General features: G+C 52.2%; 24 protein-coding genes. 8 read left to right on the forward strand and 16 right to left on the reverse strand.

The window, feature by feature from the left end; genetic code table 11:
- The first annotated feature begins 133 nt into the window (after window positions 1-133).
- From gltX to IEV97_RS06690, 5 genes are all read left to right on the forward strand, one after another.
- Window positions 134-1,675, forward strand: coding sequence for a glutamate--tRNA ligase (gltX, locus tag IEV97_RS06670; protein WP_188500727.1), 1,542 nt, complete (start codon window positions 134-136; stop codon window positions 1,673-1,675).
- Window positions 1,676-1,806: 131 nt separating this feature from the next.
- The gene (locus tag IEV97_RS06675) at window positions 1,807-2,175 is read left to right on the forward strand and encodes a hypothetical protein (RefSeq protein ID WP_188500728.1); all 369 of its coding nucleotides are present in this window, start codon (window positions 1,807-1,809) and stop codon (window positions 2,173-2,175) included.
- A gap of 44 nt (window positions 2,176-2,219) precedes the next feature.
- Window positions 2,220-2,987: a TIGR00266 family protein gene (locus IEV97_RS06680; protein ID WP_188500729.1), complete on the forward strand. Its 768-nt coding sequence runs from the start codon at window positions 2,220-2,222 to the stop codon at window positions 2,985-2,987.
- Window positions 2,988-3,033: 46 nt separating this feature from the next.
- Window positions 3,034-3,408, forward strand: a complete 375-nt coding sequence (locus IEV97_RS06685; RefSeq protein ID WP_188500730.1) for a hypothetical protein — start codon at window positions 3,034-3,036, stop codon at window positions 3,406-3,408.
- Between the two features lie 20 nt (window positions 3,409-3,428).
- A complete protein-coding gene (locus tag IEV97_RS06690) occupies window positions 3,429-3,632 on the forward strand; it encodes a hypothetical protein (protein WP_188500731.1) in 204 nt (67 codons plus the stop codon).
- A 163-nt stretch (window positions 3,633-3,795) separates the two neighbouring features.
- On the opposite strand, the gene IEV97_RS06695 is transcribed toward IEV97_RS06690, so the two are convergent.
- The 4 genes from IEV97_RS06695 to lptB form a co-directional block, all read right to left on the reverse strand.
- Window positions 3,796-4,305: a hypothetical protein gene (locus IEV97_RS06695; RefSeq protein WP_188500732.1), complete on the reverse strand. Its 510-nt coding sequence runs from the start codon at window positions 4,303-4,305 to the stop codon at window positions 3,796-3,798.
- 142 nt (window positions 4,306-4,447) lie between these two features.
- Window positions 4,448-5,965: a GH3 auxin-responsive promoter family protein gene (locus IEV97_RS06700; RefSeq protein ID WP_505801604.1), complete on the reverse strand. Its 1,518-nt coding sequence runs from the start codon at window positions 5,963-5,965 to the stop codon at window positions 4,448-4,450.
- Window positions 5,966-5,983: 18 nt separating this feature from the next.
- On the reverse strand, window positions 5,984-6,364 hold the full coding sequence (locus IEV97_RS06705) for a four helix bundle protein (RefSeq protein ID WP_188500733.1): 381 nt from the start codon (window positions 6,362-6,364) through the stop codon (window positions 5,984-5,986).
- Between the two features lie 49 nt (window positions 6,365-6,413).
- A complete protein-coding gene (lptB, locus tag IEV97_RS06710) occupies window positions 6,414-7,145 on the reverse strand; it encodes an LPS export ABC transporter ATP-binding protein (RefSeq protein ID WP_076668514.1) in 732 nt (243 codons plus the stop codon).
- 199 nt (window positions 7,146-7,344) lie between these two features.
- Here lptB and IEV97_RS06715 point away from each other — a divergent pair, with 199 nt between their 5' ends.
- Both IEV97_RS06715 and IEV97_RS06720 read left to right on the forward strand, forming a co-directional pair.
- A complete protein-coding gene (locus IEV97_RS06715; RefSeq protein ID WP_188500734.1) occupies window positions 7,345-8,208 on the forward strand; it encodes a glycoside hydrolase family 25 protein in 864 nt (287 codons plus the stop codon).
- A gap of 91 nt (window positions 8,209-8,299) precedes the next feature.
- A complete protein-coding gene (locus IEV97_RS06720; protein WP_188500735.1) occupies window positions 8,300-8,584 on the forward strand; it encodes a hypothetical protein in 285 nt (94 codons plus the stop codon).
- 46 nt (window positions 8,585-8,630) lie between these two features.
- On the opposite strand, the gene recJ is transcribed toward IEV97_RS06720, so the two are convergent.
- From recJ to IEV97_RS06775, 11 genes are all read right to left on the reverse strand, one after another.
- A complete protein-coding gene (recJ, locus tag IEV97_RS06725) occupies window positions 8,631-10,346 on the reverse strand; it encodes a single-stranded-DNA-specific exonuclease RecJ (RefSeq protein WP_188500736.1) in 1,716 nt (571 codons plus the stop codon).
- Window positions 10,347-11,003: 657 nt separating this feature from the next.
- The gene (locus IEV97_RS06730) at window positions 11,004-12,839 is read right to left on the reverse strand and encodes a tetratricopeptide repeat protein (protein WP_229733829.1); all 1,836 of its coding nucleotides are present in this window, start codon (window positions 12,837-12,839) and stop codon (window positions 11,004-11,006) included.
- Window positions 12,840-12,979: 140 nt separating this feature from the next.
- Entirely contained in the window at window positions 12,980-15,085 is a 2,106-nt protein-coding gene (locus tag IEV97_RS06735) for a peptidylprolyl isomerase (protein WP_188500737.1), read from the reverse strand.
- A 74-nt stretch (window positions 15,086-15,159) separates the two neighbouring features.
- The gene (locus tag IEV97_RS06740) at window positions 15,160-16,458 is read right to left on the reverse strand and encodes a hemolysin family protein (RefSeq protein WP_188500738.1); all 1,299 of its coding nucleotides are present in this window, start codon (window positions 16,456-16,458) and stop codon (window positions 15,160-15,162) included.
- A gap of 13 nt (window positions 16,459-16,471) precedes the next feature.
- Window positions 16,472-16,645, reverse strand: a complete 174-nt coding sequence (locus IEV97_RS06745; protein WP_180336386.1) for a hypothetical protein — start codon at window positions 16,643-16,645, stop codon at window positions 16,472-16,474.
- Window positions 16,645-17,181 carry an LPS export ABC transporter periplasmic protein LptC gene (gene lptC / locus IEV97_RS06750; protein WP_188500739.1) on the reverse strand — a complete coding sequence of 179 codons (537 nt, stop codon included), beginning with the start codon at window positions 17,179-17,181 and terminating at the stop codon, window positions 16,645-16,647. The genes IEV97_RS06745 and lptC overlap by 1 nt, the downstream gene beginning before the upstream one ends.
- Before the next feature lie 95 nt (window positions 17,182-17,276).
- A complete protein-coding gene (gene bamG, locus IEV97_RS06755; RefSeq protein WP_188500740.1) occupies window positions 17,277-18,572 on the reverse strand; it encodes a BamG family beta-barrel-assembly machinery protein in 1,296 nt (431 codons plus the stop codon).
- Window positions 18,565-19,284 carry a type III pantothenate kinase gene (locus IEV97_RS06760; protein ID WP_188500741.1) on the reverse strand — a complete coding sequence of 240 codons (720 nt, stop codon included), beginning with the start codon at window positions 19,282-19,284 and terminating at the stop codon, window positions 18,565-18,567. The genes bamG and IEV97_RS06760 overlap by 8 nt, the downstream gene beginning before the upstream one ends.
- Before the next feature lie 4 nt (window positions 19,285-19,288).
- Entirely contained in the window at window positions 19,289-21,139 is a 1,851-nt protein-coding gene (locus IEV97_RS20125) for a pseudouridine synthase (protein WP_188500742.1), read from the reverse strand.
- 90 nt (window positions 21,140-21,229) lie between these two features.
- A complete protein-coding gene (scpB, locus tag IEV97_RS06770; protein ID WP_188500743.1) occupies window positions 21,230-21,790 on the reverse strand; it encodes an SMC-Scp complex subunit ScpB in 561 nt (186 codons plus the stop codon).
- A 12-nt stretch (window positions 21,791-21,802) separates the two neighbouring features.
- Window positions 21,803-22,192, reverse strand: coding sequence for a TraR/DksA family transcriptional regulator (locus IEV97_RS06775; protein ID WP_188500744.1), 390 nt, complete (start codon window positions 22,190-22,192; stop codon window positions 21,803-21,805).
- 345 nt (window positions 22,193-22,537) lie between these two features.
- Here IEV97_RS06775 and IEV97_RS06780 point away from each other — a divergent pair, with 345 nt between their 5' ends.
- A complete protein-coding gene (locus IEV97_RS06780; protein WP_188500745.1) occupies window positions 22,538-23,134 on the forward strand; it encodes a DUF3575 domain-containing protein in 597 nt (198 codons plus the stop codon).
- Between the two features lie 96 nt (window positions 23,135-23,230).
- Here the strand turns inward: IEV97_RS06780 and ribH are convergent, their stop codons facing one another.
- Window positions 23,231-23,707: a 6,7-dimethyl-8-ribityllumazine synthase gene (gene ribH / locus IEV97_RS06785; RefSeq protein ID WP_188500746.1), complete on the reverse strand. Its 477-nt coding sequence runs from the start codon at window positions 23,705-23,707 to the stop codon at window positions 23,231-23,233.
- Window positions 23,708-23,774: the final 67 nt, after the last annotated feature.

Consider the following 23,774-nt stretch of genomic DNA (forward strand, 5'->3'; position numbering starts at 1 on the left):
ACGCAGATGAAAGGTTATGTTTATACCTGAACCTCGTACAGGTATAGGTTAGAGCACGTAACACTTACCGAAACGAAAATTTATTTTGTACCTTTGTGCCTGAATTAGCAATGCCTTTTTGATATAACCATACATGGAAAGAGAAGTTAGAGTACGCTTTGCCCCGAGCCCGACAGGGCCTCTCCATATCGGCGGTGTTCGCACGGCCCTTTACAACTTTTTGCTTGCCAAGAAAACCGGCGGCAAAATGATTTTGCGCATCGAGGACACCGACCAGAACCGTTTTGTGCCGGGTGCTGAAGACTACATCCGCGAGTCGCTGGAGTGGTGCGGCATCGAGCTGGACGAGAGCCCATGGGACGGCGGCCCTTACGCGCCATACCGCCAGTCGGAGCGCAAGCCGATGTACATGCAGTATGCCATGCAACTCATCGAGAGCGGCCATGCTTACTACGCTTTCGACACGGCCGAGGAGCTGGACGAAATGCGCGAGCGCCTGAAGGCTGCCAAGGTAGCCACGCCCCAGTACAACGCCATCACCCGTATGACGATGAAGAATTCTCTCACGCTGCCGGAGGATGAAGTGAAGAAGCGTCTGGAATCAGGCGACCCGTACGTGATCCGCCTGAAAGTGCCGCGCAAGGAAGAGGTTCGTTTGAAAGACCTGATCCGTGGTTGGGTCATGGTACACTCTTCTGCCATCGACGATAAAGTACTCATGAAGTCGGACGGTATGCCGACCTACCACCTGGCCAACATCGTGGACGACCACCTGATGAAGATCACGCATGTGATCCGGGGTGAGGAGTGGTTGCCATCTGCGCCGCTGCACGTGTTGCTATACCGCTACCTGGGTTGGGAAGACACCATGCCGGAGTTCGCACACCTGCCGCTTTTGCTAAAGCCAGACGGCAACGGCAAACTGAGCAAGCGTGACGGCGACAAGCTGGGCTTCCCGGTATTCCCGCTCCGCTGGGTAGATCCGTTTACCAGCGAGGTTTCCTCTGGCTACCGTGAGGCAGGCTACATTCCGGAAGCTTTCATTAACTTCCTGGCCTTTTTGGGCTGGAACCCGGGCACGCAGCAGGAGATCTTCTCGATGGAAGAGCTGGCAAATGAATTCTCTATCGAGCGCATCGGCAAGTCCGGCACCCGCTTCGACATACAGAAAGCCCGTTGGTTCAACGAGCAGTACCTGCGCGCCAAGCCAGACGCCGAGTTGGCAGGTTACCTGCTGAAGGCACTGGAAGAGCACAACATTTCTTGCTCGCCTGAGAAAGCCGAGAAGATCGCCGGCCTGATGAAGGAGCGGGTGAGCTTCCCGCAGGAATTCTGGCGTGAGGCGGCCTACTTCTTCGTGGCGCCAACCGAGTACAGCGAGAAAGTGGCCTCCAAGAAGTGGAACAGCCAGTCAGTGGCCGTTTTTACGGATTTCCGCAACGAGCTGTCCACCTTGAGCGACTTCAACGCCGATACCGTAAAAGATTTGCTGGTAAGCATTCTGGAGCGTCACGGCATGAAGATCGGCATGGTGATGCAGGCACTTCGCCTGGCCGTGACCGGTGCCGAGGCGGGTCCTGATTTGATGCAGATCATCGAAGTGATTGGCCGTGAGGAAACGCAGAACCGCATAGACGCTGCCATCAGCGCACTGAGCCAGTACGCGACGGCTTAGGCTATACCTTATACCTGACAGAGGCGGCTATTCCGGAAGGGGTAGCCGCCTTTTTTATACCTGCCTACTATACCTGTGTGTAACTATTTGGTCGTTTCGCCTTATACTTCAGAAAGCAACAGACCCAAGGTATGGCTAAGGATAAGAAAGAAAATAAAAGCTCAAAGAAGAAAACCCGTGTGCACAAAGACCTCGAGGGCTTCGAGATCAAGGTAAACAAGCAGGGCGAGATCATCTCCAACTACTCCATCGACCAGATCAACGAGTTCCTGAACAAGAACGTGGAGGACAAAAAACTGGTGAAGCGCGACGCTGCCGAGCGTGCCAAGAAAGAGGAAGAAGAGTTTCACATAGAGGAGGGTGAAGAAGTGGAGGAAACCGACGAGGACTTTGTGAAAGGCACCAGCTCCGTTTCAGATGACGAGGACGACAAGGACCTGCCCAAAGCCCGCCGAAAAAAAGGCAGCGTGGAAGAGGACGAAGACGATGAAGTGGATTAGATAATTTGTTATCTTGTCTGCCTGAACATCACGTCCTAAAAACTATGAGAAACGCACACGAAATCGACTTCCGCATTTTCGGTAATGACATACAGGTACTCGAAATCGAACTCGACCCCAACGAAACGGTTATTGCCGAGGCCGGCGCCATGGTCTACATGGAAGAAGGCATCGACTTCCAGACCAAAATGGGCGACGGCTCCAACCCCAGCCAGGGTTTTCTGGGCAAACTGGTCTCGATGGGCAGCCGCCTGATCACGGGTGAGTCGCTGTTTATGACACACTTTACGCACCGTGGCCATGGCAAGAGCCGGGTCGCTTTCTCGGCCCCCTACCCCGGTACCATCCTGCCCATCGACCTGCAGCAGCTCACCGGCAACACACTGATTGCACAGCGAGATGCTTTCCTGGCAGCGGCGCTGGGTACCAAACTGGCCATGCACTTCAATCAGAAACTCGGATCCGGCCTGTTCGGTGGCGAGGGCTTTATCCTGCAGAAACTCACCGGCGATGGACTGGCCTTCCTGCATGCGGGCGGCACCATCGTAGAGAAAGAGCTCAACAACGAGACCCTGCGCGTGGACACAGGCTGTGTGGTGGCGTTCGAGCTAGGTATAGATTTCAGCATACAGCAGGCCGGCGGACTCAAGTCCATGATCTTTGGCGGGGAAGGCTTGTTCCTGGCCACCTTGCGAGGCACCGGCAGAGTATGGCTGCAGTCCATGCCAGTGAAGAAGCTGATCCAGGCCCTGATGCCACACGGCGAGAACGCCAAGAAGGAAGGCGGCTTTATGAGCAGCTTTCTCGAGTAATGAGTAATTAAAAATGATGAATGGATAATTTTTTGGCCCCATGTATATGGTAAGATCCAATAAATTAATAGAGCAGAAAAATAAGGTACTTCCCTATACCTACTTCATCGGATTGGCTGCACTCTGGTTCTTTGGTGACCTGCTTGCCAAAGAAAATTTTAGCTTCGTTGCCTTGGGCATTATGGTTGCGCTTATTGTTCAAGCGGTATGGCAGAATAAATTAGTAGGGGCCAGCCTGGGTGTGTTCACCACAGCAGTCAGCTTCGTCGCTTTTTTGGCCGTTCTGTCAGAGTTTAGCGATTTTGAAGTTGTTAATGGGAGCGCTGTACAGTTGATCGCTGTTGGCTCCATACTTACATTAAGCGGGCTTGCCATGGGGCTTCTATTGACTGTAACGAACTCGCGTAAGTTGGCGATTTAAGTATAATATAAGGCTGTACCATGACTTTAGAGATCAAGAATTCCTGGAACGCCATTAACAGAGTGTTGACCATCATTAACCTCTTCCTGTTTATGGTGTTAACCGCTCAGGGTTTTAACTACCAAGAAGTGAAAGGCAAGACGGTACCTGTTTATCTGAATGTGGTGCTTCTGCTTGTTTTGGGTTTCGCGGTGTTTATATCCCTATATGGTTTGCTTCGCTAGTCGCTATACCTGAGATAAGGCTTAAAAATGAAAATGCCCGGCAGTCTATACCTGCCGGGCATTTTCATTTTGTCATTTCGAACGACAGTGAGAAATCTGGAGTGAGTAACGGCTACTATTCCAGAATTCGCCTACTGTCTGAATAACACGCTGAGCCATCGCCTTATTTCACGATCTCCATATACCTTGGCCCCGTTCCATCCCACACCAGTTCATTGTTATACCATACCCTGGTTACGGCAACAGACTGGTTGTTTTTCCCCCACCTTTTTACAGCACAGGATATCGTATCAGTATCCGTTTCACTGAGCTTGATATAAGTCTGGGTTCGCATATTCTCTTCCTGCAGACTCGGGAAAAGCCGCATGACATATTGGCTCCCGGCTTGATACACAAAGAATTGCTTCGGATAATCCAGTTTACCGTCAAAGACGCGCTCCTGCTTTCCATTTGTCAGGTAGTACAAATCTATGTTGCTAGGGGAATAAGCATGGGGAGTTTTGGCATCCAATAGATCATTCCCAGACGAGTCTTTGAAAGTGAGTTCGATAGCAATATCGTTCACCACCTCTCCTTCCTCCTTTTCGCAGGATGTGAACATGGGCCCAATGGCTACCAGCAGCATGGTTATGACTTTACCAAACTGGTTGGGCATGTATGATCTTGCTTTCATGTTGCTGGTGCTTAATTGGTTGGGTCGCTCATCACTCTAAATATCAGAAATAAAGATAGAGTAGCGTACTATAATTTTACTTAACATGAAAAAGCCCCTGCAGGTTATAGCTGCAGGGGCCTCAAGTACTTCTCTCTGATTTTTAGCTCTCCACTAAATTTAAGATCTCCTCCAGGTATTCTCTGGAATTACTCAGCCTTGGCACTTTATGCTGGCCGCCGAGTTTGCCTTTTTTGCTGAGCCAGTTCATGAAAGTACCCTTCGGGGCGGCGTGCACGATGGGCTCCTGCAGGGCGATGTCGTTCTGGCGTTTGGCGTCGTAGTCGGAGTTCACTTCGCGCAGGGTTTCGTCGAGCACCTGGGTGAAACGGGGCAGGCTATCCGGTTCCTTCTCGAACTCAATCAGCCATTCGTGCCCGCCACGCTTGCCGCTCTCCATGTACACAGGTGCGGCCGTGAAGTTGGAGATGATCGCGCCAGTGGCTTTGCATGCCCTTATAATGGCTTCTTCGGCATTCTCCACGATTACTTCCTCGCCAAAAGCATTGATGAAGTGCTTCGTGCGGCCTGATATCTTGATGCGGTAAGGACTCAGGTTGGTGAAGCGCACGGTATCGCCAATTTTATAGCGCCACAGGCCGGCGTTGGTCGAGATCACGATGGCGTAATTTTTACCTAGCTCTACCTGGTCCAGCGTGAGCGTTTTCGGGTTCTCCTCCTCGAACTGCTCCATCGGGATGAACTCGTAGTACACGCCGTAGTCCAGCATCAGCAGCATTTCGTCTTCGGTTTCGCGCTGGTCCTGTATACCGAAGAAGCCCTCCGAGGCATTGTATACCTCCAGGTAACGCATCTTATCAGAAGGGATGATATCCCTAAACAGCTGCCGGTAAGGCCCAAAGGCCACAGCCCCGTGCGTAAAAAGCTCCAGGTTCGGCCATACCTCCAGGATATTCTGCTTGCCCGTCACTTCCAGAATGCGCTTCAGCAGCACGTAGGTCCAGGTAGGTACACCGCTCAGGCTGGTTACGTTCTCCGGCACCGTCACCTCCACCATTTTCTCGATCTTCTCTTCCCACTTGTCCATAAGCGCTACTTTGAGCGGCGGCGTGCGCATGGCCTCGGCCCAGATCGGCAGGTTTTGCATGATCACCGCCGACACATCGCCGCAGGAGGTCTTGGCGTTGAACTCGTTGGGATGATGGCTGCCCCCAATGGAAAGGCCCTTGCCTGTGAACAGCTTGGTATCGGGGTAGTTGTTGACGTAGAGTGAGAGCATGTCTTTGCCGCCCTTGTAGTGGCAGTCTTCCAGCGACTCCGGGCTGACAGGTATAAACTTGCTACGGGCGTTGGTGGTACCCGACGATTTGGCAAACCACTCGATCTTGCTGGGCCACAGGATATTCTGTTCGCCCTTCATCACCCGCTCTATATAAGGGTATAGGTCCTCGTAAGCAGCAACCGGCACCCGCTCCTGAAAGGTCTCCACGGACTTCATATCGCCGAAGCCATACTTCTTGCCAAACTCTGTGCCCTTCGCCGTGCTGATCAGGTTCTGAAACAGCTCGTTCTGCACTTCATGCGGGTACTTCCGAAACAGATCAATGTCATGAATCCGCTTCTTCATCACCCACGTTACGATTGAGTTGATTATTTCCAAAGGCTGAAGGCTAAATTGTTAAATGGTTAAATTGTTGTTTGTCCACTTCACCAAGCTATTAATTGCTATAGGCAGCTTCTTCAACTCACCTAGTATGTACTGGTACTGCTCTTCTGTAATCAGCTTACGTACTCTTGCTTTCTCGGTCCAATTAAACGATTCGTACATGGAGCCTTGGGCATAGCGGTAAAACTTTATTTTGTCTTTTTTCCCATACCTGCCAAACCCCTCTGCAATATTGGCTGAAATACTATCTACTGCCGTAGCATACTGCTGCCCTACTGTATTTTGAGGAAAATGGCTCCAGGCGATCACGATAGCCCAGATATGATTACTTAATGCAAAACTGATCTTGTAGGCTTCGATGTCGTTCAATTTAAGATATTTCTTCTCCTCCATATATCTCTTCAAACAACAATTCAACCATTTAACAATTTAACAATTTAACCTAAATCTTCCTCTTCAACTCAAAGTGCTTGCCCAGGTATACGCGGCGCACCTGCTCGTCGGCGGCGAGCTCTTCGGCGGTACCGGATTTCAGGATTTTGCCTTCAAACAGCAGGTAGGCGCGGTCGGTGATGGAAAGGGTTTCGTTTACGTTGTGGTCGGTGATCAGGATGCCGATATTTTTGCTCTTAAGCTTGGCCACGATGCTCTGTATCTCTTCCACGGCTATCGGGTCCACGCCAGCGAAGGGTTCATCGAGCAGCACGAATTTGGGGTCAACAGCCAGGGCGCGGGCGATCTCGGTACGGCGGCGCTCCCCTCCTGACAGCACAATGCCTTTGTTTTTGCGTACGTGCGTGAGCGAGAACTCCTCCAGCAGTTCCTCCACCTTCTCAAGCTGCTCTTTCTTCGGGCGATTCGTCATCTCCAGTGGGGCCAGGATGTTCTCCTCCACCGTTAGTTGCCGGAATACCGAAGCTTCCTGCGCCAGGTAGCCTACGCCGCGCTTGGCGCGCTGGTACATGGGCAGGTCGGTGATATCTTCCTTGTCGAGGAAAATACGGCCCTCGTTCGGCTTCACCAGCCCCACGATCATGTAAAACGAAGTGGTTTTACCGGCACCGTTCGGCCCCAGCAGACCCACGATCTCGCCCTGGTTCACTTCCACGCTCACGTCGTTCACGACCATGCGCGACTTATATTTTTTATATAGATGTTCGGCTCTTAATATCATCGGGCTAATTTACGCATTCTAGTTCCGTCCTGCAATGCAGTAATCCTGCCAAGTTTTATACCTATACCTGGCAGGCATAACATCGGATATACCTTGTCATATATTCAGAAAATCTAATTTTAAAATTGAAATTATTCCGGGTACACTGTTGTTAGTGTCGCGTCTTCTTATTAGTTTGGAATTCCGATAACCAGCCTTTATGATGTTTTCTTTACTTTACCTGGCCGCTCACAAGGCGGCTTACTCCGGCTTATTGCTTTCGTTCATGTTTACCGGGCTTTCTTCCGGAAATTCCGATAATGCAAAAAATAACGGTACTACTGCCAAAAGCACGGGTGCTACCACGAAGACCACATTGATCACTTCTTCGAGCCTGAAAGGTATAGACGTGTCCAAGTGGCAGAAAGAAGTGGACTGGGACCAGGTACGGGACGCTGACGTGACGTTTGCATTCGTAAAGGCAACGCAGGACGACTACAGGCTGGACCCTTACTTCGCCCGCAACTGGGCCGAAACAAAGCGTGTGGGCATCAAGCGGGGCGCCTATCATTTTTTTATACCTGCCGCGCCGGTGCAGGGCCAGATCGAGATGTTCATCAATACCGTAGAGTTGCATGAAGGCGATTTGCCGCCTGTGCTGGACGTGGAAGTGATTGAAAAGCACACCTCCCCGGCCGACATGCGAAAGAATATGCGTATCTGGCTGGAGGCCGTTACAGCGCACTATGGCGTGAAGCCCATCATCTATACCAACCAGAACTTCTACCGCCGCTGGCTGCAGGGGCACTTCAAGGACTACCATTTCTGGATTGCCCGCTACAATACCATCGAGCCTGACATTCACCACGAAGACAAATGGCTCTTTTGGCAATATACCGATACAGGCCGGCTGGCTGGCGTCAACGCCGCTATTGATCTTAACTACTTTGCAGGCGACCTCAACAGCCTGAACCTGATGTGTGTGCCTCCTAAACTTATACCTTACCCGGAGAAGGTGATCTTAGCCGAACTCGAGCAATTGCCCGCCGTGAAGCTTTTGGCTAACAATTACGAACAACAGTAAGATTTCCTAAGCGAAACAAACGAAGCGAGCCCTGCCATCACTGTGCAGAGCTCGCTTCGTTTGTTTTTGATGGTTATGCGTAACCAGGTATATGAAAATGGGATTCGCCTCTGTGATAATCGGTTTGATCGGGCTGATCGTGATCACCTATTTCTACCTGCAGGCAGAAGAAATCCAGGTGGATACAGGCGAGGCGCTGCACATGGCTTCCGTTTACACCATGAGCCTCCCGCTGCGGGTTGCTTTGTTTACAGTGGAGGCGCTGGGTGTCCTGCTGGGCTATCTGGCCTACAGAGGCCGGCACATGAAGCCCGGGCTGCTCGGTATAGGATTGTGCACCCTTTGCCTTATCCTTTTATATGGTTATAGCTTCTAAGGACAGCTGCAAACCTTGCACAAGAGCGTGAGAGGTAGATCGTTTACTACTTCAGCATCCGGATGTCCTTGATGCGCAGCTGCAGCGTCACGTTTCCCCTGTACTCGTTCTCTTCTATGGTATAGCACACATCAAATGGTATCCCTTTGGAGATGTGTCGGAAGAAGTCGCTAAAGCCAAAGCCGATGGCGTCAATGTCATAAAACCCGTCCTGCGTCAGGCGCAGCTTCAGGTGGCTGTCACCGACTACCCGCACAGAGCCCGTATCGTACACGCATTCCGAAACGAACACAGGCTTCATGTTGCCCGGCCCAAAAGGCTCCATCTGTTTGATGATCTTGTAGAAGTTCTGGGTAATCTGGTTGAGCCTGATCTTGGCGTCTACTTCTATCTGCGGGATCTTCTGGTCTTCGGTAATGGTACGGGCCACCACCTCTTCAAAGCGCTGTCTGAAGGCTGGCACGTTCTCCACCGGCAACGTCAGGCCGGCGGCGTACATGTGGCCCCCAAACTGATCGAGCAAATCGGAGCAGCTTTCGATGGCGTCGTGCACGTTGAAACCATGCACCGAACGGGCCGAACCGGACGCCTTGCCGTTTGATTGCGTGAGGATGATGGTAGGGCGGTAGTAGTGATCGATGCAGCGCGAAGCCACAATACCGATCACGCCCTTGTGCCAGTTCTCTTTGTAGAGCACCGTCGAGTTGGCATTGCGCAGAAACTCGTCCTCGGCAATCATCTGCAGCGCCTCCTTGGTGATGTTGGAGTCTTTGTCGCGGCGCTCTTTGTTGGACTCGTTGATGATATCGGCCATCTCAATGGCCTCTGTCTTCGTCTGAGCCAGCAGCATGCGCACAGAGCGCTTCGCATCGCCCATACGCCCTGCCGCATTAATGCGGGGCGCAAAGCCGAACACCACACTCGTAATGTCCATCTCACCGGTTATACCTGCCAGTTCCTTGAGCGCCTCAAGCCCCGGACGCAGCGGGCCAGGTCCGTTGATCAGCTGCAGACCAAAGTATGCCAGAATGCGGTTCTCTCCCGTGATCGGCACAATGTCGGCGGCAATGCTCACCACCAGCAGGTCGAGCAGCTTGAAGGTCTCTTCCAGCGGGATGCCCTGCTGCATACAAAAAGCCTGCGCCAGCTTAAAGCCAACGCCACAACCCGAAAGTTCTTTGTAAGGATAAGGGCAATCGATCTGTTTCGGATCCAGCACTGCCACGGCCTGCGGAATGTCCTCGTCGGGCAAGTGATGGTCGCAGATGATGAAGTCTATACCTAGTGATTTAGCATAGGCCACCTTGTCGGCCGACTTGATGCCGCAGTCGAGACTGACGATCAGTGTGAAGCCCTGCTCCTTGGCATAGTCTATACCTTGCGTGGAGACGCCGTAGCCTTCCTTATACCTGTCCGGGATGTAATACTCGAGCTGACCGGGTTGGGTGAGCGGCTGCAGGAAGCTATACATGAGCGCCACGGAGGTGGTGCCGTCCACGTCGTAGTCGCCGTACACCAGAATGCGCTCGGCGCGGTGCAGGGCCTCGGCCAGTCGATCGACGGCGCGGTGCATGTCCTTCATCAGGAAAGGGTCGTGCAGGTCGAGCAGGCTGGGGCGGAAAAAGGATTTTGCCTCGTCAAACGTGCAGATAGAGCGCTGACACAGTACATCAGCCAGCGTGGTGCTGATCCGGAGCGATTCGGCCAGTTGATTGATCAATTCCGGCGCAACTCTTGCGTTATATACCCACCTTTTCTCCATATGCTGCTTCACAAATAAACCCGAGTGCAAAGGTAGTCAATTTACGCAGGATTTGGGTTCGCCGCATCCCATTACGCAGCACCTTTGCGCTATTTTTTGTAATTTGCAGCTATACAATTCACCAGATCATGAAACGCATTAAAGAAATTTATGAGCAGTATAAGAACTACTCGCTCGACCTGATCATGTATGGATTCTTCCTTCTCTTCATCCTGTTCCTGTTTATTTTCTTTGCTTAGGATGTAGAGCAGAAAACAGTTTATACCATTCGCAAAGACTTTTACAGCATGCCCCATTAGGCGCACATCGGGCGGATTGGGGGTTTACTAGCCTGTGTGGCCCTAGGCTAAACAACTGGGAGTATTACACTTACGACTGATCGCTATACCTATCAGTTGATTAAAGAATTTTTGAAGCTGATTCGGATATATTTATCCGAATCTAAACTGTTGCGGGTCTCCTGACCCGCGTATATAGCAAAGCGGGGATTGAAAAATCTCCAACAGTGGGGGTAGGGGCCCTCGATAAAACTTTCGGATTGGTAAATCCGAAAGAGCCATTGTAGCTCCTGGTGCAAAACTCTCTGTCGCCAATAGTGCAGCCGTTATGCTACCTCTGGTCAGGTGCAGGTATAGCCTAAGAACTTTTGCTTAGGTATTAGTTAACCACGGGCGCATCGCCGCGAAGGTTGCGGAAGCGTTTGCGGGCCTCAGCCACGTAAATGCTGCCCTGGTGCTTCACCAGAAACTCGTTGTATAGCTCCTGTGCCTTCTGGGTGTCTTTCAGGTTCTCCTCGTAGATGTAGGCCATTTTATACAGCGCATCATCACTCAGAATATCGGCGGGAGCGCTCACCACTTTCTGCAGACTGGCGATGGCTTTGTCAAACGCACCGGTGCGCTCGTAGATGCTGGCTTTCCGGAAGTAGATCTCATCCGTCAGGCTGTGGCCCGGGAATTTCTGCAGCATATCGTCCAGTCTATTTTGCGCCTCGTCCAGCTTGTTCTGGAAGATGAGCAACTCAATGGCCGCATACTCTTCCATCGCTACGGTAGAGGTGTCCAGGCCGGTGTTGTCGGTAATGAGCAGACTCAGGTCCATGGCGTCGTTGGCGATCTCGCGGCTGGTGGCCAGCTTCAGGATATCGAGGTGGGCCTGCGCCAGTTCGAAGTCACCTTTGTAGTAGTTGAGCCGGGCGTTGCGCAGCTTGGCCTCGTGCCCGATCGGCGTTTCCTTATGCGACTTCTCCACCTGCGAGTACAGCAAAGTCGACTCCCAGGGTTCTCCTTTCAGCAGGTAGATATCGCCTAGCGTGAGCTTGCTTTCAGCCACAAAATCGGACTTGGCACGTGGCATGGCAATGGCCTCCTGCAACAAGGCAATGGCTTTGTCTTTATCATCCAGGTGAAAGGCATATAGATTGGCCATGTGTTGCAGCACCTCCACGGTCTGGTCATTGCGTCCCACTTCAGCCAGCAGTGCTTCATAGTCCGTTATCAGCGTCCGGATCTTGTCCAGGTCAACCGGGAAGGTGTTCTCCACCTGTTCCTCGCGGGCGTGTATCAGTCGCTGCCGGGCAATCAGGTAATAGGGCCCGTCCGGGTACTCTTTGATGATGTACTCGTAGGCCTCGATGGCACCCTGGTAATCCTGGTTGCGGGCACTAATGGCTCCCAGCTCCATCACGCGGGTACCGCCGCTACGGGTGCGCTTGTCCACAGAGCGGGCCTGCAGCAGGGCGCTGTAGAAGTCGCGACGCTGGATGTAGAGCCAGATCAGCAGTTCGTTGTAAGCCAGCAGGTCGGGGTTTTGCTGCACCCGGGTAATGAGTTCTTTTTCCAGCAGGTCCATCGTCTTTTCGTCCTGCATGCTGTTCTGCAGCATGTTCTGCACATAGATCAGCTCGCTCTCGTTTTCCTGCAGCAGGTTAAGCGCCTCCCCTATCAGATTTTCATGCTTCTGGCGGAAGGTATAGAGCGCGATGAGCGAGCGGTTGTGTTCGTAAGGGTTCTTGCTGAGCTCACGGCCCCGCAGGTAGGCTTTCTCGGCATAGTCGAACAACTCGTGCTGCACAAATACGCTGGCGGCTACGATCACTTCCTCCGGCTTCAGTTGGGCAATCAGTTTGTCGAAGTGCTTCTCCGCAGCCGCTTTGTCGCCGGCTGCCTGGTAGACTATACCCAGGTCGATGTTGTAGCTCACCTGCCCCGGATAGCGCTTGATGGTGCGCTTCACCAGCTTCTCGGCATCTTTGTGATTGTTCTGCGCCAGCAGGGTTTTCAGGTAGTCGGGGTACACGACGGAAAAGAGGCGCTGGTCGTCGATGAGCTTGCTGTAAATGGCCTCCGCCTTCTGGTACTCACCTTTGCTGAGGTACTCGCGTGCCAGCGCCAGCTCCTGGTTTTGCGCCATGGCACCAGGTATAGCCAGCAGTAGCAGGGCCAGTGTCAGCAGCAGGTAGGTATAGCAGGTCTTCACAGGTACAGGCATCATCTCTTAAAACGTGTATGCGGGCTTTTTGATATGGACTTATCTCCCGAAATTGAAGATAACCAATAATTTTAATTTGGCCATTAACAACAAAGGGCTGCTTCTTCCGAAACAGCCCTTTGCTCTTATACCTTCTGTAAGTCTTAGAAGAATCTTACGCGGTTGTCTTTGATATCGGCTTTCTCTTTGATCGCCTCGAACGCGTTGCTTTCTACACGTGAAGAGCGGGTGTTGGCCAGCTGTGCTTTCACGCCAGAAAGATCTTGCGCATCCGGCGCTTTGGTCACGTTAACCAGCTCTGCTATCACCACGCCACCCTGTCCTTCGATCGGAGCAGTACGGCTGCCAGGCTTCAGGCCAAATGCACTGCCGATGGCCACTGGCTCCAAGCCCAGGCCAGGTATAGCACCAGAAGCAAGCGATACATCTGCAGCATCTCTTACAATCGCATCCGGGCCGTAGTTAGCCGCGATCTGATCGATTGAACCGGTAGCGCCTTTCAGCTTGGCGATGATCTGCTGTGCTTTTACCTCGTTACGAACGGCGGCAGTCAGCTCTTCTTTCACATCCTCCAGCTTGGCATAACCAGCCTCACGCTTGCCGGTCAGGGTAGCGATTACGTACTGGTCGTTGATCTCGAACACAGGCGACACGTCACCAACTGAAGTGTCTTTGGAGTAAGCCCAGCGCACCAGTTCTCTGGCGTTGCTCAGGTTACCTACCAGCACGTTGTTCTTGCCTACGTTTGGCGCTTCTTCAACAGAAAGTGCCTCGTTTTTCTTCACGTTCTCTCTGAACTCCTGAGTTGAACCGCTTGTGCCGGCCAGCTCGTCGGCCATGGCATAGGCCTGGTCGCGGGTGGCGTCGCTGGCGTCCAGTGAGCGCTGCACGGCAGCCACTTTGTACGTACGCTTCGACTTGGGAGCCGTCACTTTGATGATGTGGTAACCGTACTCTGTTTCAACAGGAGCAGGCAGCAGGCCTTCGGCAGTAGCGCCAAATACCGCTTTCTCAAAAGCTGGCACCATGCGGCCTTCCGTGAAGTAACCCAGGTCACCACCTACTGATGCTGTACCGTCAGAACCGTGCTGTGCCGCCATTGCCGCGAAATCAGCGCCGTTTTTGATTTGCGCCTGAATATCTTTTGCTTTGGCAAGGGCTGCCTGCTTCGCCTCCGGCGTGTCGTTCTCCGGCTTGATCAGAATGTGGCTGGCACGTGCTGTGTTCACGCTACCGTCTTTGATGTCCACGATCTTGTACAAAGCATAGGTATCGCCGTCGTTGTAAGGGCCGTATACCTTGCCTTCTTCCAATGGTGCGATTTTGTGCAATTGCTCAGGCAGCTCTGCGGTGTGCAGGTACGTACCGTCGTATGGCACGTCGGAGTGTGTGTTCACGAAAGCGGAGTCGTTGGTGGCTGCCGTAAACTGTTCTGTCAGGTCTTTCAGCTCTTCCTGGAAATAGTTCATGTCGTCGGTAGAGGCAGCAACCGGAATGGTCACAAACTCCAGCGTACGGCCATCTTCTACTTTGTAGAGCTCCTTGTTGCGGTTGTAGTAGTCTTTCAACTGTGCGTCTGTTACGCTCACAGCTGAGTCAGCGATCGAGAAGTAAGGGATGTACAACACTTTCATGTCGGCGATCGTGTTCTGCGCATCGAAGTGCTTCTTCGCTTCAGCCCCTGTTACGTACACCGACTTGGTCAGCAGGTTGCTGTACTTGGTCTGGATACGGTCGTTGAGGATGCTCTGCTCGAAGTTCACCCACATCGGGCGGCCACCAGTCTGGTCCAGGCTCTGCAGGTACTGCACAACCTGGGAACGGTCGAACTCGCCGGTTTGCGGGTTGGTAAATGCCTGGCGCACTGAAGGGTGGATGTTGTTACCCTGCACCATATCGGCCAGTTCTTCTTCTGACACCTGTATGCCCAGGCGGTCGTACTCCTTCTGCAGGGCAATCTGGAAGATTAGCTGGTTCCAGGCCTGCTCACGCATCATGGCCATTTCACTCTCAGTGGCTGCGCGCTGTACCTGTCCTTCGTACTGGGCTTTGATCTGCTGAAACACCATATCGAAGCGCTGGTAGTCTATTTTCTCACCGGCTATTTCGCCTACGGTAGTTGCATCGTTGCCCAAAAGTCTGGAGTTTGGCCCTAATAGGTCGCCGCCTACTACAAATACGCCAAGTCCAATGGCGATAGCGCCAACAGCCCAACCCGACTTCTCTCTAATCTTGTTAATTAATGCCATGTGTTATACGAATGATAAAGGATGTGCAAAATAAGGTTAATCGTGCAAAAATTCAAAATTTTGTGCGCATCTGTTTAAAATACGCCATCTGCCTGTAAGTCTGGATCTTTGAAGAGCTTCACGGCATTGATGCGGTTATCGTCCATCGACAGGATGGTGATCATAAAAGGACGCAGCTCCACCACATCGCCCGGCTTCGGTATTTCGCCCAGCACCGAGAAAATAAGGCCACCCAGTGTCTCGTAATCCCCTTCAGGCAGGTTGAGCTCGTATTTGTCGTTGAGGTAGTCGATCTCGTGGCGGGCGCTCAGCAGGTATAGGTGCTTGGCCGGGAACACCTGCTCAAGCAGGGCCTCGTAATCGTACTCGTCCTGTATCTCCCCTACAATCTCCTCGATCACATCCTCCACCGTCACGATGCCGGACGTTCCGCCGAACTCGTCTACCACCACGGCCACGGTGCGGTGCTCCGTGCCGAAGCGCAAAAACAGCTCGCTGGCCAGCATACTCTCCGGCACCAGGCTCACCGGCGACAGGATCTCGCGGATGTGGCGTGGCTGCTGAAACATGGCCAGCTGGTGGCAGTACCCGATGATGTTGTCTATGGAGTCCTCGTATACCAGGATCTTGGAATGTCCTGTTTTGATAAAAGTGTCACGCAAAAGTTCTACCGTCTCATTTACCTCTATTGCCTCTACCTCCGTGCGCGGCACCATGCATTCCTTCACACGCACTTTCTTAAACTCGAGCGCATTGTGGAATATCTCCTGGTCTACTTCCGGGGCTCCCTCCTCTACCGGGTGGTAGAGCCGGTTTTTGATGAAGGCGTTCAGGTCCGTTACCCCAAACACCGGGTGCTCGTCCGAGAACTCGATCTTAAGTATCCGCTCGGCAATCCATTTGCTCAGCCCCATCAGCAGGATGACAACAGGGTATAGCAGGTAATACAGCACCAGCATCGGTATAGCCAGCACGTCGAGCATGCGGTTGGGGTTGATGGCAAAGAGGCTGCGGGGAAGAAACTCGGCCGTGAGCAGCACGAAGACAGAAGCGACCAGCACCTGCAGCACCAGAATAAGCGGGGCCAGTTGCAAAGACGCAGGCAGGTAGGTCTGGAGCAAGGTATAGAGGATGCCCGCGATCACGAAGCCGTACAGCACCAGCGAGAGGACGTAGCCGATCAGGGTGGTGCCCATCAGGTGAGCGGGTTGACGAAGCAGATGCGTGAGGATGCGCCCGGAAAGGACGTTGTTTTTCTCGTCGAGCTCTATCTGCAGTTTATTCGCAGCCATAAAAGCGATCTCCATACCTGCGAAAAAGGCACAGGACAGCAGCGCAACAAATAGCAGCAGTATCTGGTCGGGGTCTATCATAAGATCCTGCAGACTACTCGGTCTGTTTCTTCTTGCGGTAATGGTACACGATGTAGAGCATAAAGCCGATCATGTAGATCCAGTAATTGCCTGCAATATCAGATTCCTGAATGCTTCTGTGCACGCCAATCACCATGGCTACAAAAGCCAGCGACAGTAAAATGCTATTAACCAGTTTTGGGTTCATTATTCTTTCAGGCTGAAAACGCCTGTTACTTTTTTGATTCTGTAATTGCTAAAGTCCTGGTTTGCCTCCAGGCCGTGCCCCATCAGGATTTCCTCGGGCGTCGTGATCTTCACAAACTTGTCTGTGTAGATCTGGGCCTTGGCTTTGTTCCAGTAAAGTTCTTCCGTTTCGAGTTTTTCCTGCTTCTGCAGGTTGTGCACGATCACGTTGCCCCGCACCAGGTATAGGTCTTTGTTGCTCTCCTGCTTGCCGTAATTGGCCCGTAGCGTGGAAGTCACCGCTTCCCCTTCTTCCAGAAACTCCACGTCAATGCCGTCCGGAAAAACCACATCGCCATTTTCGTAGTCTTCCTGCATCGGGGTCTGCAGCCTGACCATCACCTTGGCCGAGTCGCTGTACAGGGTCAGCACATTGGCTGTTTCCCGAAAGGGGCCTTCATATTTCTTCTCCTGGTCCGGGTCCTTCAGCTCTGTTCCGCAGCCTGCTGCCAAGATGGCCAGCAAGGCGATCAGCACTGAAAAAATAGATCTCGGCATGCTTTTTATCCTTATCGAAAGTGAAGATACTAAAAATTAAAAAAGACCGTCGTCAGAACGGCCTGTTTTAATAATGCTTTTAAGGTCGGAATAGTTTACTCTATTCTGCGTTTTACAAACCAGCGGCTGTTGATGGTCACACCTGCACCGAACTGGAAGTAGTTTTCAGCAATCAGGCCCTTGTCAGTCGTACCCCGCTTGCCATAGCCCATCATAACGTTCAGTTGGAAAGGAGGCTCAAAGTAATTTCCGCGTCCTATTGGGAATGTTGCGCCTCCTGTAACGGCCATGTCCTTGATGTTCTCGCCGTTAATGCTGTAGGGGCTCTGGCCGTAGCGCAGACCGCCCCGGTACGTAACACGCTTGAGGTAACTGTCGATGGCGGTTGGGTTGGGCGTGAACTCGGTACCGAAACCAATCTTATAGCTTTTGCCGAGTTCCTGCTCTCCATCCAGGTTGCGGTAGTCCGACCAGTCCTGCGTCATAAACTCTGTACCGATGGTCAGGTTAGAGCCATTGTCGTAGCTAATGGAGGCGCTCAGGCTTGGCGGAACATTCACGGAAGATTCTACGCTGTCGGGCAGCATTGGCGCCCCCTTGAGGGCATCTCCCAGGTCGCGGCGCTCGTAGGCAGTGCTGCGCTTCGCATTCAGGTCGGTGCCCAGGGTATAAACGGCTCCAGCGCTTATGTAGGACTTGTCAGCGATCTTCTTGCGGTAGTTGGCTCCACCCCTGAAAATAAAATCTGTATAGCGGGTGCGCTCCACGTAGGCCACCCGCTCCAGCGAGGCATTGCTGATCGTCGTATCCGCCACGATAGAGGAAGACTCCTGCGAGATAGTACCGAACAGGTATGAGGCGCTGGCGCCGATTGTCAGACCGTCCGCAATTCGGACACCATGCCCGAAGTATAGTTCCGAAATACCGCCTTCGCCACTGTATTCGCTGATTACTACGGCTTCCTGCCTGTTCGGCAATGAACCCATGTTTGTGATCTTGTATTCAACTGAGCTATAAGGCCTCAGGCTGAGTGCAGAACTCCAGCGCTTGGTAATAGGCACGCCCAGGGTCAGGTAACTGAGGTTGGCATCGCCGTCGCGCTGCGACTGGCTGGCGTTTTTCAGGGTTTTATACCTGCCTGCTATACCTACATCAAACACCGTGATGCTATTGTAGTACAGAAGTGCCGGGTTGGCGGTGTTGGAATGAAAGCTGTTTCCAGTGCTTACGCCCACATCGCCCATTGCTGCCGTTCGCAGGTTGCCTAAGTTGGTGTTGAGTTCTCCTAATCCGTAGCGGGAGTAAGGCGAGTTACCGATGCTTTGCGCCTGCACGCCCTGCGCCAGGCACAGTACGGATGCGCAAATAAGTAAACGGAGCGTTTTATACATTATGTCTTAATATTCTTTGCAGTCCAATCAGGACCAGTTCAGGAATTACAAAGATGGGGTGTTTTACGGTACTTTCAAAAAATCCTGCGTCTCCACCGCAAAGTATAACCACCAGTTTATCTGATTTTTGACGGTAAGCGCTGATAATTCCCTCTACCTCTGCCACACTACCGCCCAGCACACCGCTCTCCAGCGACTCCTGCGTGGTCTGTCCGATCAAAGGAAAATTTTCGTGGATTCCTTGTACTAACGGAAGGCGGCCTGTAAAATTATGCAGGGCTTTAAATTTCATCTGGATGCCAGGCGCTATACCTCCGCCCTGGTAATGGCCGCGCTCATCTATAAAGTCATAGGTGATGGCCGTGCCTGCATCAATCGTGAGGCAGTTGCGCCCGGGAAAGAAATAGTGGGCGGCCACAGCAGCTGCGATGCGGTCGGCACCCAGTGTTGCGGGCGTCTTGTAATCGTTAGAAACAGGCAGGGCTGTCTGCGCCGAAAGCATGATGATGCTCCCGGACACTGACAGCCCTGTTTGAATCTTTGCCGCGTCACCACTCACTGACGCAATAATGGCATGGTCAAAAGTCTGGGAGGCTACCGTTTGCGGTAGTCCCTCCTGTTCTTTAAAACTGCCTTGCGAGACAAGCGCGTCCTCTTCGAAGACACCATACTTACCTCCTGTATTGCCTATGTCAATGGCGATGCTGCGCATATGCTTACATAAAGTATTTCAGACGAATCACTTCTTTTTCGGACAGGTAGCGCCACTCGCCGCGTGGCAGGTCCTTCTTAGTCAGGCCAGCGTACTGCACGCGGTCCAGTGTTACTACATCATAACCCAGGTGCTCAAAAATACGGCGCACGATGCGGTTGCGACCTATGTGGATCTCCAGCCCGAGAAACTTCTTTGAGTCACCCAGCATGGCCACGTCGTCTACCATCGCTTTGCCGTCCTCCAGCTCCACGCCTTCCACCACTTTCTGGAAATCGTCTTTGGTGATCGGCTTGTCCAACTCCACCTGGTAGATTTTCTTGATCTCGTTCGACGGGTGCGTCAGTTTCTGGGCCAGCTCGCCGTCGTTGGTGAACAACAGCAGACCGGTTGTATTGCGATCCAGGCGACCTACCGGGAAGATGCGCTCTTTTGAGGATTTCTCCACGAGGCTCATCACGGTCTTGCGGCCTTCCGGATCTTCTGTTGTCGTGATAAAGTCTTTTGGCTTGTTGAGCAACACGTATACCATCTTCTCGCGGCTCAGCACTTTCTTGCCGTATGTCACGGTATCAGAAGGCTGTACCTTGAAGCCCATTTCGGTTACGGCTTCACCGTTCACCTTGATCTCGCCTGACAGGATCAGCTCATCCGCCTCACGACGTGAACATACCCCGGCATTGGCAATGTAACGGTTCAGACGGATGCTGCCATCCTCGTCTTCGCCCTTGCGGTTGGTTTTCTTAATGCGCGGATTGTCTTTGTAGCGGCGCAGGTCGTAGTTTGGCGTCTCCGGATTGTGCTCTGAATCGGAGCTGCTGTCGAAACTGCGGCTACGGCGCTCTTCGCCATCTTTGCTGAAGCTGTCTTTGCGGTCGAATGATTTACGTTCGCCTCCTTCACGTCGATCACCAAAGGTGCGGCGCTCCCCACCTTCTCTGCGGTCGCCTCCGAAAGAACGTTTCTCGCCACGGTCACCGCCTTCACGGCGATCTCCGAAGCTACGGCGTTCTTCCCTTTCACCACCTTCTCTGCGGTCACCGTAGGGCTTGCGCTCACGATCTCCTCCGAAAGAACGGCCTTCACCACTCTCTCTTCTGTCACCATATGGCTTTCTGTCGCCACCTTCGCGACGGTCACCGTAAGGTTTACGCTCTCTGTCACCGCCTTCGCGACGATCGCCATACGATTTGCGGTCTCTGTCGCCGCCGAACGAACGACGTTCTCCGCCTTCACGACGGTCGTTGCCAAATGAGCGGCGTTCACCTCTTTCTTCCCGGTTCTCACCAAACGAACGGCGCTCGCCTCCTTCTTCTCTGTTAGCACGGCTAAAGGATTTTCTCTCGCCACGCTCTGAGTCAAAGCGACGCTCACCACCCTCTTTGCGTTCACCACCTTCACGGCGATCGCCATAGGATCTGCGTTCGCCTCCCTCGTTGCGTTCGCCATAAGACTTGCGCTCACGGTCTCCTCCAAAAGAGCGACGTTCGCCACCCTCTCTTCTGTCACCGTATGATTTGCGTTCGCGATCGCCTCCGAAAGAACGGCCTTCGCCGCCTTCTCTGCGATCTCCGTACGACTTTCTTTCTCCACCCTCGCGGCGCTCTCTGTCACCTCCGAAGCTGCGGCGCTCACCACCTTCGCGGCGGTCGCCGTATGGTTTGCGGTCTCCGCGGTCGTCTCTTCTATCGTTTCCGAAAGAGCGGCGCTCACCGCCATCTCTTCCTTCGCCTTTATCTCTTCTGTTAAAAATCTTCTTTTCGCCGCGGTCGTTGTACGGTCTGCCTGACTCGTTTCTGTCAGACGATCTTCTGCCTTCGCCGTCGCGTGAAGGTCTTTCGTTTTCTGTTGCCATTGTCTAATTATTATCGATGCAGTATCGCTACTGTACCCTTGTGTGCAGTATATGTAAGAATAGTATACTCTAATGAATGATGGGGGTTCGCTAGTCGGCTATCTCGCCAATCATGTTTTCTTCTGAGGCGAAATCCTTTAGCTGTGGAAGGTCCTTGATGTGGTTAATACCGAAGTAGTCCATGAACTTCTGAGACGTGCCGTACAGGACGGGTCTCCCAATGGTGTCGGCTTTACCCTTGATCTCGATAAGCTCTTTCTCTAGTAGTTTGTGAATGGCGTAGTCGCAGCCAACGCCACGGATCTGCTCTACAGCCGAGCGGGTGATCGGCTGCTTGTAGGCAATGATTGCCAGCGTCTCCAGAGAAGACGCTGACAATTTCTTTTTTGACTTATGCTTCAGGTACGTGCTCACCGTTTCCTGATACTCCGGTTTGGTCAGGAATTGGTAGCCGCCTCCGATAGCGTATATCTGAAAGGCAAAACCAGCTTCAGCCAGCTGCTGATTGATATTTTCAATCGCCTCCAGCACGTCGCTCACCAGCACCTCCATTTGCAGCGACTCCGTCAGGCAGCGCTGCACCTCTTCGATGCTGATTGGCGATTGGGCACAAAATACCAGTGCCTGAATATGATTCTGCAGTATATTCAAAGTATAAATTGACTAGTCTTTACGCTGAAGCTTGGCTTCGATGGTATGCTGTGTGTGTGGCACGGCACGCAGTCTCTCTTTCGGGATCAGCTTGTCCGTCACGATGCACACACCGTAAGTTCCGTTTTTGATGCGGATCAGCGCATTTTCCAACTGCTGGATAAACTTCATCTGACGCGACGCCAGCTGGTTCAGGCTTTCCTTTTCCGCTGTGTCAGCCCCGTCTTCCAATACCTTGGTTGGAGATGCCGTGTTATCGGTGCCCGAGTCGTTTTTGCGGCTCAGGGTCTCTTTGATAAAAGACACTTCCTTGCGTGCGTTCGTCAGCTTCTCCTGAATGATTGCTTCAAATTCTGCCAATTCCTCACGGGAATACCGCTGTTTCTCTTCGTTTGTGTTCATTATACTATCTTAGAACTAGGTTATAGCTTTTTGTCTTGATCCTTAAAAAACCACCCCTTCGTTGTGTTTGCGCTTGTGCCTACTCAACAGCAAAGGGGAAGTTTTAGTTTACTGCTTCAAACTTATGCCCAAAAACTGAACCACACTGATGTTCAGATTATTATTTAAGCTAAATTTCGTGCAAAAATAGAAGTTATATCTATAATTTGCTACCCGCCTTCTTTATTTTAATTTTAATTTTGTCTTTCTGCTCTTTTATCCGGCTTGCCGCAATACTGGAATGGAACTTGCTGATAGCCTGAACATGATCTGCTTAACTTAGGTTCGATATACTCTCATTAATATATGAAAAACAAAATAATACTCGCTTTGGCTGCTGCAGCACTCTTTTTTATACCTTCCCAACAGGCTCATGCCCAAGCACAACAACCGAATAGAGCCGTGATCAAGGTAAACCCGTTGAGTGCTTTCGCGCTTACGGGCTCTGGTTTTCTGGAGTATGCCATTACCGATAACCTGAGTGCACAGCTCGGCGCTTCCGTTTCGGGCATCTCTATTTCTGATGTCAAGTTCAGGGGGTATGGCTTCACGCCTGAGGTGCGGTATTATTTTTCTGAAAACAAAGCGGCGCCCATGGGACCGTATGTGGCAGGCTATGGCCGCATCAGGAGCTTTAAACTGACAATGGATAAGCAGGATGAAGAAGGCCGCGACTACAGCGCCACTTACAAACCAATAGGGGCCGGTGTGGCCATCGGCAACCAGTGGATCTTTAACAGCGGCTTTACCTTCGATGTGTTCCTGGGAGCCGGCTACAACGGCGGCAACCTGAAGGTGAACGTTGGGACAGAGGAAGACTTTGATACAGGTATAATCGGCGACATGCTTTTGGGAGGCGGTTTTTCCGTTCGGCCAGGTATAGCGATCGGCTATAATTTTTAAACTGCCTATACCTATCTTTTCTTACACAAAATCAAAAAAGGCCCTTGCTATGACTAGCAAGGGCCTTTCTGTTATACCTCTATACCTGCTCCTGGTCTAGAAGCTCAGCATGTGGATGGCCGCTGCGGCTGCCTCTACGCCTTTGTTGCCGTGCTTGCCGCCGGCTCTGTCCAGGGCCTGCTCCAGGTTATTGGTCGTTACCAGGCCAAACGAGACAGGCTTGTTGAACTTGAGGGACACATTGGTGAGGCCGTTCGCTACCGCGTGGTTGATGTAGTCGTCGTGCTTGGTGTCGCCCTTGATCACAACGCCGATACAGATCACCGCATCGATCTCTTCCTGCAAAGCCAGGAACTGTGCACCCAGTGTTAGCTCGAAGCTGCCAGGCACCGTGTTGCGGAAGATGTTCTCCTTTTTGGCGCCGTGCTGCAGCAAGGTATCAATAGCGCCTGCACACAGTACATCGGTTATCTCATGGTGCCAGTCGGCCACTACAATGCCAAACCGCTTTTCAGATATATCGCCGAAGCCCTCTTTCTTATAGTCGTTCAGGTTTTTGAGAGAAGTAGCCATGGTTAAATTGTTGATGGTTAAATTGTTTAATTGTTGACTTGCAGGTATAGGACCACGCCATACAGCA

Origin of the sequence: Pontibacter amylolyticus, from assembly GCF_014638845.1 — a bacterium.
Classification (GTDB): Bacteria; Bacteroidota; Bacteroidia; order Cytophagales; family Hymenobacteraceae; genus Pontibacter; species Pontibacter amylolyticus.

What these genes read in the sequence shown, in the direction of transcription:
- gltX (WP_188500727.1), top strand. Translation starts at nt 134, where the DNA reads ATGGAAAGAGAAGTTAGAGTACGCTTTGCCCCGAGCCCGACAGGGCCT.
- IEV97_RS06675 (WP_188500728.1), top strand. Translation starts at nt 1,807, where the DNA reads ATGGCTAAGGATAAGAAAGAAAATAAAAGCTCAAAGAAGAAAACCCGT.
- IEV97_RS06680 (WP_188500729.1), top strand. Translation starts at nt 2,220, where the DNA reads ATGAGAAACGCACACGAAATCGACTTCCGCATTTTCGGTAATGACATA.
- IEV97_RS06685 (WP_188500730.1), top strand. Translation starts at nt 3,034, where the DNA reads ATGGTAAGATCCAATAAATTAATAGAGCAGAAAAATAAGGTACTTCCC.
- IEV97_RS06690 (WP_188500731.1), top strand. Translation starts at nt 3,429, where the DNA reads ATGACTTTAGAGATCAAGAATTCCTGGAACGCCATTAACAGAGTGTTG.
- IEV97_RS06695 (WP_188500732.1), bottom strand. Translation starts at nt 4,305, where the DNA reads ATGAAAGCAAGATCATACATGCCCAACCAGTTTGGTAAAGTCATAACC.
- IEV97_RS06705 (WP_188500733.1), bottom strand. Translation starts at nt 6,364, where the DNA reads ATGGAGGAGAAGAAATATCTTAAATTGAACGACATCGAAGCCTACAAG.
- lptB (WP_076668514.1), bottom strand. Translation starts at nt 7,145, where the DNA reads ATGATATTAAGAGCCGAACATCTATATAAAAAATATAAGTCGCGCATG.
- IEV97_RS06715 (WP_188500734.1), top strand. Translation starts at nt 7,345, where the DNA reads ATGATGTTTTCTTTACTTTACCTGGCCGCTCACAAGGCGGCTTACTCC.
- IEV97_RS06720 (WP_188500735.1), top strand. Translation starts at nt 8,300, where the DNA reads ATGAAAATGGGATTCGCCTCTGTGATAATCGGTTTGATCGGGCTGATC.
- recJ (WP_188500736.1), bottom strand. Translation starts at nt 10,346, where the DNA reads ATGGAGAAAAGGTGGGTATATAACGCAAGAGTTGCGCCGGAATTGATC.
- IEV97_RS06730 (WP_229733829.1), bottom strand. Translation starts at nt 12,839, where the DNA reads ATGATGCCTGTACCTGTGAAGACCTGCTATACCTACCTGCTGCTGACA.
- IEV97_RS06735 (WP_188500737.1), bottom strand. Translation starts at nt 15,085, where the DNA reads ATGGCATTAATTAACAAGATTAGAGAGAAGTCGGGTTGGGCTGTTGGC.
- IEV97_RS06740 (WP_188500738.1), bottom strand. Translation starts at nt 16,458, where the DNA reads ATGATAGACCCCGACCAGATACTGCTGCTATTTGTTGCGCTGCTGTCC.
- IEV97_RS06745 (WP_180336386.1), bottom strand. Translation starts at nt 16,645, where the DNA reads ATGAACCCAAAACTGGTTAATAGCATTTTACTGTCGCTGGCTTTTGTA.
- lptC (WP_188500739.1), bottom strand. Translation starts at nt 17,181, where the DNA reads ATGCCGAGATCTATTTTTTCAGTGCTGATCGCCTTGCTGGCCATCTTG.
- bamG (WP_188500740.1), bottom strand. Translation starts at nt 18,572, where the DNA reads ATGTATAAAACGCTCCGTTTACTTATTTGCGCATCCGTACTGTGCCTG.
- IEV97_RS06760 (WP_188500741.1), bottom strand. Translation starts at nt 19,284, where the DNA reads ATGCGCAGCATCGCCATTGACATAGGCAATACAGGAGGTAAGTATGGT.
- IEV97_RS20125 (WP_188500742.1), bottom strand. Translation starts at nt 21,139, where the DNA reads ATGGCAACAGAAAACGAAAGACCTTCACGCGACGGCGAAGGCAGAAGA.
- IEV97_RS06775 (WP_188500744.1), bottom strand. Translation starts at nt 22,192, where the DNA reads ATGAACACAAACGAAGAGAAACAGCGGTATTCCCGTGAGGAATTGGCA.
- IEV97_RS06780 (WP_188500745.1), top strand. Translation starts at nt 22,538, where the DNA reads ATGAAAAACAAAATAATACTCGCTTTGGCTGCTGCAGCACTCTTTTTT.
- ribH (WP_188500746.1), bottom strand. Translation starts at nt 23,707, where the DNA reads ATGGCTACTTCTCTCAAAAACCTGAACGACTATAAGAAAGAGGGCTTC.